At 61.5% G+C, this 12,097-nt stretch carries 10 protein-coding genes; 2 read left to right on the top strand and 8 right to left on the bottom strand.

Going from position 1 to position 12,097, the window contains the following annotated elements:
* Positions 1-6: 6 nt before the first annotated feature.
* The 8 genes from V8Z65_RS04340 to V8Z65_RS04305 all read right to left on the bottom strand — a co-directional run bounded on the left by V8Z65_RS04340 (position 7) and on the right by V8Z65_RS04305 (position 7,735).
* Positions 7-822 carry an inositol monophosphatase family protein gene (locus V8Z65_RS04340; protein ID WP_338722787.1) on the bottom strand — a complete coding sequence of 272 codons (816 nt, stop codon included), beginning with the start codon at positions 820-822 and terminating at the stop codon, positions 7-9.
* Positions 819-1,655 carry a glycerophosphodiester phosphodiesterase family protein gene (locus V8Z65_RS04335; protein WP_338722786.1) on the bottom strand — a complete coding sequence of 279 codons (837 nt, stop codon included), beginning with the start codon at positions 1,653-1,655 and terminating at the stop codon, positions 819-821. The genes V8Z65_RS04340 and V8Z65_RS04335 overlap by 4 nt, the downstream gene beginning before the upstream one ends.
* A gap of 1 nt (position 1,656) precedes the next feature.
* On the bottom strand, positions 1,657-2,691 hold the full coding sequence (locus V8Z65_RS04330; protein ID WP_338722784.1) for an ABC transporter ATP-binding protein: 1,035 nt from the start codon (positions 2,689-2,691) through the stop codon (positions 1,657-1,659).
* A gap of 9 nt (positions 2,692-2,700) precedes the next feature.
* Complete coding sequence (locus V8Z65_RS04325; protein WP_338722782.1) at positions 2,701-3,555, bottom strand: ABC transporter permease subunit; 855 nt, start codon at positions 3,553-3,555, stop codon at positions 2,701-2,703.
* Between the two features lies 1 nt (position 3,556).
* On the bottom strand, positions 3,557-4,405 hold the full coding sequence (locus tag V8Z65_RS04320; protein ID WP_338722781.1) for an ABC transporter permease subunit: 849 nt from the start codon (positions 4,403-4,405) through the stop codon (positions 3,557-3,559).
* A 35-nt stretch (positions 4,406-4,440) separates the two neighbouring features.
* Positions 4,441-5,592, bottom strand: a complete 1,152-nt coding sequence (locus tag V8Z65_RS04315; protein WP_338722780.1) for an extracellular solute-binding protein — start codon at positions 5,590-5,592, stop codon at positions 4,441-4,443.
* Positions 5,593-6,168: 576 nt separating this feature from the next.
* Positions 6,169-7,182: a substrate-binding domain-containing protein gene (locus V8Z65_RS04310; protein ID WP_338722779.1), complete on the bottom strand. Its 1,014-nt coding sequence runs from the start codon at positions 7,180-7,182 to the stop codon at positions 6,169-6,171.
* A gap of 64 nt (positions 7,183-7,246) precedes the next feature.
* Positions 7,247-7,735: an Lrp/AsnC family transcriptional regulator gene (locus tag V8Z65_RS04305; RefSeq protein ID WP_338722778.1), complete on the bottom strand. Its 489-nt coding sequence runs from the start codon at positions 7,733-7,735 to the stop codon at positions 7,247-7,249.
* Between the two features lie 102 nt (positions 7,736-7,837).
* Between V8Z65_RS04305 and V8Z65_RS04300 the strand changes: the two genes are divergently transcribed.
* Both V8Z65_RS04300 and V8Z65_RS04295 read left to right on the top strand, forming a co-directional pair.
* Positions 7,838-10,207 carry a transketolase gene (locus V8Z65_RS04300; protein ID WP_338722776.1) on the top strand — a complete coding sequence of 790 codons (2,370 nt, stop codon included), beginning with the start codon at positions 7,838-7,840 and terminating at the stop codon, positions 10,205-10,207.
* A 231-nt stretch (positions 10,208-10,438) separates the two neighbouring features.
* Complete coding sequence (locus V8Z65_RS04295) at positions 10,439-12,040, top strand: peptide ABC transporter substrate-binding protein (protein ID WP_338722775.1); 1,602 nt, start codon at positions 10,439-10,441, stop codon at positions 12,038-12,040.
* Positions 12,041-12,097: the final 57 nt, after the last annotated feature.

Below are 12,097 nucleotides of genomic sequence, written 5' to 3'. Positions count from 1 at the left end.
CGCCTGTCAGAGCTTGGGATTTTTGGGCGGCACCGCCTTCAGGTGCTCCAGCAGATAGGTGTGGGTGGCCGCATTCGCAACGACAAGGCAACCAGTGCGTTCAAAGACATCCGGCCCCCTGCCCCACCAATCGGTAACAATGCCGCCCGCCTCTTCAACGAGCAGAATGCCGGCGGCGGTATCGACAAAGCCGGTTTCCTCGAAATAGCCGGTAAGCCGCCCGCAGGCGACATAGGCGCAGCTATTGGCGGCGCTGCCCACCACACGCACTGCGCCGATAGGGGCGCGAATAGCGTCGAGCCGATCATAGGCACCCGGATAGAGCTGCAGGTTCGGGGTCGGCAGGCCCGTGCCGATACACATCATGGCCACATCGCGCGAGGTGCTGACATGCAGGCGCTCGCCATTGAGGAAGGCTCCACCGCCCTTTTTGGCCGTGAACATCTCGTCGGCAACCGGGTTATAGACCAGACCGCATAGGGTCTGGTTGCCGCGCCTGAGAGCAATGGTGATTGTATAGTGCTGGCCGTTGAGGAAATTGGTGGTGCCATCAATCGGGTCGACAAGCCAGCGATGTTCGGGATCGGAGCCATCGACCGGGGCGAATTCCTCTCCCGTCAGGCTCCAGCTCGGGTCGATTTCAAAGAGTCGCTTGCGGATCAATTGTTCGGATTCCCGGTCCGCGTCCGAAACGAAGTCGCCGGGGCCCTTCACCCCGATCTCAAGATCGCGAAACCGCCGGAAATGGGCCTGGGTCAGCGCCCCGGCCTCGCGCGCCGCGGCGACCATGGTGTCGAGAGTGGCGTCGTAATCAATGCTCATGATGTGAGGGCCGCATGCAGCCCCTCCGGATCGTCGGTGGTTATCTGATCAACCTTGAGGGCTAGCAGCCGCTCGACCTGCGCAAGGCTTGTGGGCGTGACCTGGCGGATGGTCCAGGCATCGATCGCTTTGCCGGCCGCATGGATCGGCGCGACAATGTCAAACCCTGCATCCTGGGCGGCAAGCACCAGTTCAAAAGCCAGGTAGATCATGTCTGCCTGCGGAGCGGCCTCCACGGCTTCCCCTATGAAACCGGCGAAGTCGCTCGTGGCCTGCAGCCGTGCCAGGGATTCGCCATAGCATGGGTCATATCCGGTTCTGAGCGCGGGAACGGCGCGGGACAGCGCCCGAACGGCGCCTATATCTCCGCCCGACAGAATGAAGTGGTCCGCGATGGGGCCGACACTGTCGGCAAAATTGGCAATGGTTCGCTCGTCCAGCGCCGCCAGGTCTTCCTTGAAGTCCAGTTGCAGCAGCGCGCCTTGTTCAGGCTTCTGCCGGACCAGCAAAGCGCAAAGATCCTCGAGCAACATCACCTTGTCGGGCAAGACCTTGCCGTCATTGTCCCGCAGGTTCAGGGACCGGAGCGTCTCGGCCGAGGTCCTGCGGACCTGACCGCTGCCGGTCGTCTCCTTGTCCAGCTCGAAATTGTGCAGCACAGCGCAGCCGTGATCGGCATGTATGACCAGGTCGACCTCGACGCTGGCGCCCAGCCGCATGCCGTCGAGAATGCGGGCGCCGGTGAAAACCGGATCGGTCTGCCGGCGACGCGCCCTGTGCCATTTGAGCCGGGTCCTGTGCCCATGGCGGTCGATATGGAGCGGATCGGCCATGTCAGCTCCGATAAACGCGCGCATTGTCGCGATAGGCCGCAACGGCCTGCGGCAGCAGGTCTACCTTTTGACCTGCCTTGAACAAGTCGGGATGCGCGACCATGGATTTAAGGCGCGTGCCGTCCTGGAGATCGAGATCGACCAGTCCATGGGTGCCGTAATCGGTGACGCGGTGGACCATCGCCACGCCGGTATCGGAGGCGGACAGGTCCAGCGCTTCGGGACGTATGGCCAATGTGGCCGCGCCATTGGCAATGGGCACGTCTAGGCCGAAGCCGGCCCTGGCGAAGTGACCATTGCTGACCTCGCCCTCGATCAGGTTCATCGTGCCGACAAAGCCGGCGACAAAGGGCGTCTGGGGCTCACGATAAACCACATCGGGCCGGTCGATCTGCTCGATCCGGCCATCGCGCATCACCACGATACGGTCGGCCATCGCCAACGCTTCGTCCTGGCCATGGGTCACGAAAAGCGTCGTGATCTTGAGCCGCTGCTGGATGTCGCGCACTTCCTCACGCAGGCGCTCGCGCAAATGCTGGTCAAGGCTGGCAAAGGGCTCGTCGAGCAGCAGGATTTTCGGTTCCAGAACCAGCGAACGCGCCAGCGCCACGCGCTGCTGCTGTCCGCCGGAAAGCTGGTTGACGCCGCGCGTGCCATAGCCGGACAGGCCCACCAGATCGAGCACGGCCTCGACCTTGTGCCTGATCTCGTCAGAAGGCAGGCCGCGCAGCTTCAGGCCAAAGGCCAGGTTCTTGAACACATTCATATGGGTCCAGAGCGCGTGGCTCTGGAACACCATGCCGGTCGGCCGCCTTTCCGGCGGCAACTGGGTGATGTCTTCACCATCAATGGTCATGAGGCCGGAGGTGGGGCGCTCGAACCCGCCCACCATGCGCAACAGGGTCGACTTGCCCGAGCCTGACGGCCCGAGCAGGCAGACCAACTCGCCATCGGCGACGTCGAGCGAGAATTTGTCTACCGCGACCGTCGGACCGGCAAAGATTTTGGAGACGTCGGTGATTTTCAGAACGGACATATTATTTCCCTAGCCGCCAAAACCGCGGGCGAAGGCGCCGCCACCAATGACGCGGCGGGCGAACATGAGAGCGATGAAGGAAGGCACCCACAATATGACGGAAAGCACCGCGCCATATTGGATGACCATCTGATTGTTGATGAAGGAAATCATCAGTACCGGCATGGTGCGGATGCCTGGTGCCCCGATCAGCCAGGCGCCTTCGGTTTCGTAGAAGGTGCCGACGAAGCTGAGCAGCAGCGCTGCGGCGATTGTGGGGCCCGCCTGGGGCAGAGTGATCGACCAGAAGACGCGCAGGGGACCTGCCCCGACATCGCGCGCTGCTTCCTCCATGCGCCGGTCGACCGCTTGAAAGGCCGCCACCGGAATCCAGATCATGAACAGCAGGGTTCCGACCAATTGAATCAGTACGACGCCCCAGAAGGTACCAATGAGATTGAGCTGGAGGAAGATGGCGGCAATTGCGATCAGAAGACCGAATTTTGGGAAGGCGTGGCCGGCAAGGAACGAGAAAAACAGTATTGTCCGGCCGGGGAAGTCCATACGGGCAAAGGCATAGGCTGCCGGAAGGCATATGGCCGCCGACAGCAAGGTGACGACCGTGGACAATTGCAGGCTGAGGGTCAGCGCGGCCCAGACATCTGGCCGGGTGAGCGTCTGGTTCCAGAACCGCAGGCCGAATTGCTGCGGTATCACATTGGGATAGCGCCAGACCTCAGTAAATGCCCACGTGCCCACCACAACGAGTGGCAGGATAATGGCCAAGGACAGCAGGGCCGCAAATCCGACGCCGGTCCAGTCGAGAGGCGGGCGCGACGGCCTGGGGACCGTCGGGACAGTGGTAATTGGAGCAACGCGTTCCATCTCACTTCCCCTGATTGCGTGCGACCGAGCGCACGTAGAACAGCCCGAAGGCAATACAAAAGCCGAAGGTAACTACGGCCTGGGTGACGGCATTGATCGGGTCATTCACCTCGCGGAAGGTGCGGTTCATGAATGGCCCCATCATTTCGGGTGAGGCTGGCCCGAGCAGATAGGGCAGCGTGAAAGACGAGAAGATGCCCAGCACCGAGAAGGAAATGGCGACAAGGATCGAGTTCGAAATGCGCGGCAGGATGATGTGCCAGAAGACCTGCAGGCGGTTGGCGCCGACATCGCGCGCGGCTTCGATGGCATGGTTGGCAACAGAGCCAAGGCCGGAAAGCAGGATCAGCACGGTCAACGGAATATTGTCCCAGACGAGCCCGATCACTGGCCCCCAAGGGGTCAGGTAAGGCGTTCTGATCTTGGGCAGGCCCACCGCATTGAGCAGTATATCGACCATGCCATTGGGCCCCAGCACGCGAATGAAGGCGTAAGCCAGAATGATCGAGGGCACGAACATGGGAAAGATTGCCAGCGCCTGCACATAAGCGGGCAGCCGCCCCTGCGAGAAGCGCAAATAGAGCGCGATGGGCAGGCAGATGGCGAGCAGCAGGATGGCGCACATCAGTGTCGTCCACAGCGTGATCGCCAGATTGTCGATGCTGTACTGATCGGAGAAGAAGAAGATGTAGCTCGATAGATCGAAGCCGTAACTGCCCTCGGCGTCTGGCCGCCACATGGTGCGGCCAATGGCGTTGATGATTGGCCAGATGATCAGCCAGGCCATCAACAATACAGGGATGGCGACAAGCAGGAGGCCGGTTGGCCTCCTGCTGTCGGACTTTTCCATGAGCGGACGAACCGCTCCTTCAGCCGCTTCGGTGGTCACGAGTTGCGATCAACGTTTGGTGCAACATTGCGATACCAGCCATCGTTGATGGCGGCGCCCCAGTCCCCGCCCGGGAAGGTCGGGATGGAGGTGGGGACGATGTCGGCAAAGCGCTCGCGCAGTTCGGGGGAGACATAGTCCCAGCTGACGCCGGGGAAGCCGCCCAGTTCGGTCAGGATGGCGCTCTGGATTTCTTCGGTCAGCACGAAATCAGCCAGCTTGAGGGCAGCGTCGCGGTTGACGCCATTGTCGAGGACCACAGCGCGGGAGAAGCCGCCGGCCAGCGCAAGGTCCTGCAACTGAACCAGACCGGTATCTTCAGGCAGAACGCCCTGGCTGATGGCCTGTAGCACCTGGTCGGACCAGACCGGGGTCATGGTGACCACGCCCTGCGACAGCAGCTGGATCGACTGCGTATTGCCCGAGGAGTAAGCGCCATTATCGTAGAGCGACGGGGCGATGTCCTTGAGGATTTCCCAGGTCTTGCCCAGCGTCTCGTTGGCATATGCTTCCGAGTAATTGTCCAGGGTGAAGGCAGCCGGGTCGAGCCCATTGGCCTGATGGATGGCGCGACGAACGAAATTGCCGCCCGAACCACCCTTGTCGGGACGGTTGTAGACGAATTGGCCCGGATTGGCCTTGATCCAGGTGACCAGATCGTCCCAGTTTTTGGGTGCATCGGCGGCCTTGAGCTTGGTGCTGTCATAGGCGAGCAGAACCTGGCTGCCGCGATAGGGCAGCGAGTAATCGCCATCGAAGGCCAGCGGATTGACCTTGTCGTAGTTCGACAGGCCCGCTTCCTTCATGTTGACGTAAATGCCCGCGTCGATGGCGCCATTGGGCTGGTTGGGATCGTGGGTTTCGAAATAGTCGGCCTGCGGATCGGCACCGGACTGCTTGGCGGCGATGGCACGCTCGGCAATTGCGTTGATACCGGCACCGTCGCCTGCGTCCACCAGATTGATCGAAACGCCAGGATTGGCAGCCTCGAAAGCCGGCTTGACCGTATTGGTCCAGAAATCGAGAATATTGCTGTCCGAGCTGGTGTACCAGTCGATCACGCCTTCGGCAGCGAAGGACATGCGGGGCAGAAGGGCCATACCGGCCACTGTGCCCGCAGCGGAAATCATGAAGTCACGACGTTTCATGTTCTTTTCTCCCATCATGGCGACCGGGGCGGCCACCGCGCTAACTTGCTTGTCGCGCCTCCTGACCGGAAACGCTCCATCGTTGCCGAGTGCGGAGGCAGCGTATCGGCAAAGCCGAGATGACGACCCCGGATCGGCACCGGTTCGCCCGCCTCATGGGCCTCCTCCCTCTTGCTTTGGCGAACGGAAGGCGGTCCCAATCTCGTGCTGGGTTGCACCTGCCGCGACATGCCATCGCTTCAGCAAGACAACACCGATTAGCGATTGCACACAAGTGCATTTTCTCGCTGTCTCGAAGGAGTAAATAGGCGGCTTACATAACGCTTTGATGACACAGGAATTTTGCACACCTGTGCAAAATTTCAGGAACTATGTTGCAAGGCGCTCGTGACGCAGAAGAAATCGCGCATATTCGGGAGCCTATTGAGATACCCTAGGCCGCTCAGCAGGGACGCATACGAGGCCCTGACAGGCGGCCGACAAGCAGCCGCGTTTCACGTTCAGCCGGCCGCCATTGTCAGGCCCGCCCTCCCTTTGGGCGAGGGCGGCCGCGGGGCCGGGCCGAAGGTGGATGAACTAGAGCTTGCCCGGGCGAACCGACCGTCGCCAGACCGGTATGGGTTCGATCATGCGCCGCTCCGAAACGGCTCGACCAGGCTGGAGCAGCAGGTCCACGACTTCGTCAGCCATCGGGTCCAGCGGTTGGCGGAAAGTGGTCAATTGATAGGACGCCCAGCCCGCCTGCTCGATGTCGTCAAAGCCGATGACGCACAGGTCCTGCGGTATGGACAGCGCGAAATCCTGCCGCGCCACATCCATGAAGCCGAGCGCCAGCAGATCGGTAACGCAGAATACGCCGTCGGGCGCTTCGGATCGTCCGAAAACCCGACGGGCCGCTTCCTGCCCCGATCCATAGCTGGTCGGCCCGGCCTCGGTCACCACCACGGAAAGGCCCGCCGCCTGGGCGGTCTGTACAAAAACCTTCTCGCGCTCCACCAGGCTCGCGGTTCGGGCATTGGAGGTGATGAGGCCGAGCCGCTCGCAACCGGCGCGGCGCAGCAGGAACAGCGCCTCCCGCGCGGCCATGGCATTGTCGACGCCCAGATTACTGGACCCCTGCAACCGCTCGTCGCGGTTGATCAGCACCACCTGCTGACCATTGGCAAGGCAGGTTTCGATGAGCGAGGCGGGCGGTGTGCCGGACAGCACGACGGTCGCGTCAGCCCGATAATTGAGCGTCTGCCGGAGCGCGGCGGAGACGCTCTGGGTGTCGGTCCCGGTATTGATCACCATGGTGATCTTGCCCGCGGCCTGCAGCTTGCGCGTCAGGACATCGACCATGCGGGCCCTGATCGGCGTGGTCATGTCGGCCACAACGAGACAAACGATATTGCTGCGCTCCCGCAGCCCACGCGCCAGGTGATTGACGTGATAGCCCAGCGCATCGGCCGCTTCGAGCACTTTGCGCCGCGTGGCCTCGGAAACGCTGGCACCATCGGTAAAGGTGCGAGAAACCGCCGAGCGCGACACACCGGCCCGGTCGGCCACCATTTGCGCGCTGACAAAGGACGGAGGTTTCAAATCGCTCATGGAATAGCCGTGGCACAGGTTGGCCGCGATAGTGAAGTGAAAACCGCTGCACTCAGCAATCCCGCTAGAGCGGCAGCACTCGCGAGAATTTCACCGCGCCCAATGAAAAGCTGCTTTCGATCGAGGCGACGCCATCGAGCTGGGTCAGCTTCTCACGCAGAAAGTGCTCGTAGGATTCAAGGTCGGCGCAGACGACACGCAGCAGGAAATCGAACTGTCCGGTCATGAGATAGCATTCCATCACTTCCGGCCAGAGGCTGATGGCGGCGCCGAATGCATCGAGATTGCCGGCGCGCTGCTGCTCCAGCTTGATGGAAATGAACACCGAAACCGGCAGGCCGACGGCCTTTTGGTCAATATTGGCGCTATAGCCCGAGATCACCCCTGCCCGCTCGAGCTGACGCACACGGCGCAGGCAGGGCGAAGCGGAGAGACCAACCTTGTCGGCGAGCGCCTGAGCGGTCATGCGCCCGTCTTCCTGCAAGGCCCGCAGGATTTTCCGATCGGCTGCGTCGATCCCCGGCCTGGTTGATTCCGCCTCAGTTTGCGCCAATTTCGCTCATATCCTGCGCCGACTGCCATTTTGTTGGTCAGAATAGACGGAAATCGTCCTTCGACAAGTCGTAATGTCAGACATATCGATTGGAGGGGCGATATGGCAGGCAGGAGCATGGACCGCATCGAGGCCATTGAGGCGCTGACGAAGAAGTCGCTCTGGCTGGCAAGCTGGATGGTGCATCATGCCAATCATATCCGCCCCAATCCCGATGGGGTAAAGGTCGGCGGTCACCAGGCCAGTTCGGCATCCATGGCGGCCATATTAGCCACGCTCTATTTCGGCGTGCTGAAACCGGAGGACCGGGTTGCGGTCAAGCCGCATGCCGCCCCGATCTTTCATGCCATACAATATCTGATGGGCCGCCAGACCCGACAAAAGCTCGTCGATTTTCGTGCCTTTGGCGGCGCCCAATCCTATCCATCCCGCACCAAGGACACCGACGATGTCGATTTCTCGACCGGCTCGGTAGGCCTGGGCGTTGCCTTCACCGCCTTTGCCTCCATGGTGCAGGACTATGTGCGCGCCAAGGACTGGGCCGGGAAGGATCGCCCTGAGGGTCGCATGATTGCCCTCGCCGGAGACGCCGAGCTCGACGAAGGCAATATCTATGAGTGCCTGCTTGAAGGCTGGAAGCATGGCCTCAGAAATTGCTGGTGGGTCATAGACTATAATCGCCAGAGTCTCGATGGCGTGGTGCGCGAGGGTCTCTATGAGCGCATCGAATCCATTTTCAAGGCCTTTGGCTGGAAGGTGGTCACGCTCAAATATGGCGCCCTGCAGCGCACGGCCTTTGCCGAGCCAGGCGGCGAGAAACTCAGGGCCTGGATCGATAACTGCCCCAACGATCTCTACTCAGCGCTGATGTTCCGCGGCGGCGCGGCCTGGCGCGAACGTCTCAGCGACGAGATCGGCGATCAGGGCGAGGTGTCCGCCCTCCTTGCCCGCCGCAGCGACGAGGACCTGGCCACCCTCATGGCCAATCTGGGCGGCCATTGCGTTGGTAGCCTGCTCGACCAGTTCGAGAGCGCCGACAATGAACAACCGACGGTTTTCATCAATTATACCGTCAAGGGTTGGGGTACGCCCCTGGCGGGGCACAAGGACAATCATGCCGGGCAGATGACCTCCGCTCAGATCGAGCAATTGCGTGCCAGCCACAAAATCCGCGACGGGCATGAATGGGATCTCTTCGAGGGACTCGACGAGCCGGAGGCGCTGGCGTCCTTTGTTCAATCCGTCCCATTCAACACCTCTGCCTCGCGGCGCCTGACAGCCGCAGCCGTTCCAACGATCGGTCCCCAATTCATCGGCACCGGCACGACCTCCACCCAGGCCGCTTTCGGTCGCATTCTGGATGCTATCGCCAAATCGGACAGCGAGATGGCCCGCCGCATCGTCACCACCTCCCCTGACGTGACGGTCTCGACCGGGCTCGGCACCTGGGTCAATCGCCGCAATCTTTTCGCCCGCAAGGAGACAGCCGATCTGTTCCAGAAGGAGGCGATCCCCTCGACGCAGAAGTGGCGCTTTACCCCCGATGGGCAGCATCTGGAGCTGGGCATTGCCGAGATGAACCTGATGCTGATGCTGGGCGCCGCGGGTCTCTCCCACTCGCTCTTCGGTGAGCGGCTTTTGCCCATCGGCACCCTTTATGATCCGTTCATTTCGAGGGGCCTGGATGCTCTCAACTATGCCTGCTACCAGGACGCCCGCTTCCTGCTGGTCGGCACTCCATCGGGCGTGTCGCTGGCCGGCGAAGGTGGCGCGCACCAGTCCATTGCCTCGCCGCTGATCGGCATGTCGCAGGACGGGCTGGCCAGTTTCGAGCCGGCCTTTGCCGATGAACTGGCGGTGATCATGGATTGGGCTTTCGACTATATGCAGCGCTCCGGGGATGCCCGGCCTGACCTGGCGGACTGGCCACGCGATGTAACCGGGGGATCGGTCTATCTGCGCTTGTCCACACGGACACTGGATCAGGTGCCCCGAACGATCACGCCAGACCTGGCCGGTGACATCATACGCGGGGCCTATTGGCTGCAGCCGCCCTCCCCGCAATGCGAAGTTGTGATCGCCTATCAGGGCGTCCTGGCCAGCGAGGCCATCGAGGCGGCCGCGCGCATTGGCGGCGACAGGCGCAATGTGGCGGTGCTTGCCGTTACCTCGGCCGACCGGCTCAATGCCGGCTGGCAGGCCTCGCTGCGGGCGCATCTGCATGGCGACCATGCCGCAACGAGCCATATCGAAACCTTGTTGGCCAGCATCCCGCATCGCGCCAGGCTCGTTACCGCCATTGATGCGCATCCGGCCACACTGGGCTGGCTGGGCAGCGTTCTGGGTCATCGCACAATAGCGCTGGGTGTCGAACATTTCGGCCAGACGGGTACGGTCTCCGACCTCTACCGCCATTTCGGCATTGGTGCCGATACGATCGAATATGCCTGCCGGCGGGCTTTTAGCGGTTAGCCGGCAATTGCCCCGCCCGCCCTGGCCAACAGGCCATCACCGACCAGCGAGGAAAGGAAGATAGCAGACTTGCCAAGTTTGGATTGATTTGTCAGACATATGTCATATGGCAGATTTCGGGAACAATCTGCCTGTCGTGGCTACGGCGACGACAACACAAAGTGACCAGACCCGAGGGGAAGGGCCTGGCGCATCAGGGAACGCCTATTGCTCTGCACAAGGAGGGAGCTCATGCATATTTCACGGAAATTCGCCGCCACGCTGGCTATCGCCACGGCGCTGACGCTGCCGGCAATGGCCCAGGCCACAATCGTGGCGCCAGGCCAATCCACCACCGGCACCTATATGGACTACATGAAGACGGTCTATGACCGTGCTACCTTTGCCGAATTGCTGCAGGTGCCGATCGCAACCTTCGACAAGGAATTCGAGCTGACGCCCATGGCGGCGGAGAGTTGGAGCCAGTCCGAGGATGGCCTCACCTGGACGTTCAACCTGCGCAAGGACCTGGTCTGGTCCGATGGTGAACCCCTGACGGCCGAAGACTACGTCTTTGCCCTGCAGCGCGCTGCAACTTCCGGCTATGACTTTGCCTGGTATTGGGATTTTGCCGGCGGCATCAAGGGCTGGAAGGAAGTCACCGAAGGCACCGCCGATGTGTCCGCTCTCGGCCTTGTCGCGGTTGACGACCACACGATCGAGGTCACGACCACCGCGCCCAAGCCCTATCTGCCCTCGGTCACCAGCCTCTGGTACCCCGTGCCCAAGCACAAGGTCGATGAGCTGGGCGACGATTGGGCGCTCAATGTCGACACCATCGTTTCCTCTGGCCCCTTCGATCTCGAAAGCTGGGAGAAGTCCAACAATTCCGTCGCCCTGACCAAGTCCGACACCTATGTCGGGCCCTGGCAGGCCCAGATTGACCGGTTGGAAGTCGATCCGAGCCTCGGCGCGCCGGAAGTCGGTCTGCCCGCCTTCCTTGCCGGTGACACCGATTATTCCTTCCTCAATACCGGGCAGGTGCCGGTGGCCATGGCTGCCGATCCCGACGGCATCCGCAAGAACGCCGTCTTTGCGACCTCCTACCTCTCCTATGACCTGGAATCCGAGCCCTTCAACGACGTCAATGTCCGCCGGGCCTTCTACTATGCCATCGACCGCGACGAGCTGACCTCCACGGTTCTCAAGGACATTGCCATTCCGGCCGGCTCCATCCTGCCGCCCGGCTACCCTGGCTACAATCCGGACGTGGTCGCGCAGGCGACCTTCGACCCGGAGAAGGCCAAGCAGTTCCTGGCCGATGCCGGCTACCCGAATGGCGAAGGCTTCCCCGCGATCGAAATCTGGATTCGCGAGGAAGGCGGCTATAATGGTGCCATCGTTCCCGCCATGGCCCAATATCTGCAGGCCGAATTCAAGGATGTACTCGGCATTACCGTCGATATCCGCCAGCTACCGGGTGCGGATTGGATGGACGGATTGCGTGGCGCGAAGAATAATATCTTCATCGCCCCTTATGAATATGACTATCTCGATCCGTCCAACTTCTACGGCATCTTCTACAATGGCGGGCGCCACAATTATTTCGTGCCCGAATATGACGACCTGGTCGCCCAGGCGGATTCCGAGAGTGATTGGGACACCCGCTACGACCTCTATGCCCAGGCCGAACAGGTGATGATCGACCAGGGCCTGATCGTGCCGCTCGTGCATCCGATCACCACGGCGATCATTTCCAGCGATCTCGGCGGCGAGGCCTCCGAGCCCAATTCGCTGGGCTTTACGCCCCTGGACCGTCTCGGCCACTACTTTTTCACCCACCTGACGAAGTAATTGTCGATTGGCGCATCACACGATGCGTCAGCGTTCCAACAGGCGCCTCCCGGGCAT

This window comes from Devosia sp. XK-2 (assembly GCF_037113415.1).
Lineage (GTDB): Bacteria > Pseudomonadota > Alphaproteobacteria > Rhizobiales > Devosiaceae > Devosia.
The sequence above is the reverse complement of the archived record's forward strand: the minus strand, read 5'-3'. Positions and strand labels throughout refer to the sequence as shown.

Excerpts from the sequence above, each read along its gene's own strand:
- V8Z65_RS04340 (WP_338722787.1), bottom strand. The coding sequence starts at position 822 with ATGAGCATTGATTACGACGCCACTCTCGACACCATGGTCGCCGCGGCG.
- V8Z65_RS04310 (WP_338722779.1), bottom strand. The coding sequence starts at position 7,182 with ATGAGCGATTTGAAACCTCCGTCCTTTGTCAGCGCGCAAATGGTGGCC.
- V8Z65_RS04320 (WP_338722781.1), bottom strand. The coding sequence starts at position 4,405 with ATGGAAAAGTCCGACAGCAGGAGGCCAACCGGCCTCCTGCTTGTCGCC.
- V8Z65_RS04325 (WP_338722782.1), bottom strand. The coding sequence starts at position 3,555 with ATGGAACGCGTTGCTCCAATTACCACTGTCCCGACGGTCCCCAGGCCG.
- V8Z65_RS04330 (WP_338722784.1), bottom strand. The coding sequence starts at position 2,691 with ATGTCCGTTCTGAAAATCACCGACGTCTCCAAAATCTTTGCCGGTCCG.
- V8Z65_RS04295 (WP_338722775.1), top strand. The coding sequence starts at position 10,439 with ATGCATATTTCACGGAAATTCGCCGCCACGCTGGCTATCGCCACGGCG.
- V8Z65_RS04300 (WP_338722776.1), top strand. The coding sequence starts at position 7,838 with ATGGCAGGCAGGAGCATGGACCGCATCGAGGCCATTGAGGCGCTGACG.
- V8Z65_RS04315 (WP_338722780.1), bottom strand. The coding sequence starts at position 5,592 with ATGAAACGTCGTGACTTCATGATTTCCGCTGCGGGCACAGTGGCCGGT.
- V8Z65_RS04335 (WP_338722786.1), bottom strand. The coding sequence starts at position 1,655 with ATGGCCGATCCGCTCCATATCGACCGCCATGGGCACAGGACCCGGCTC.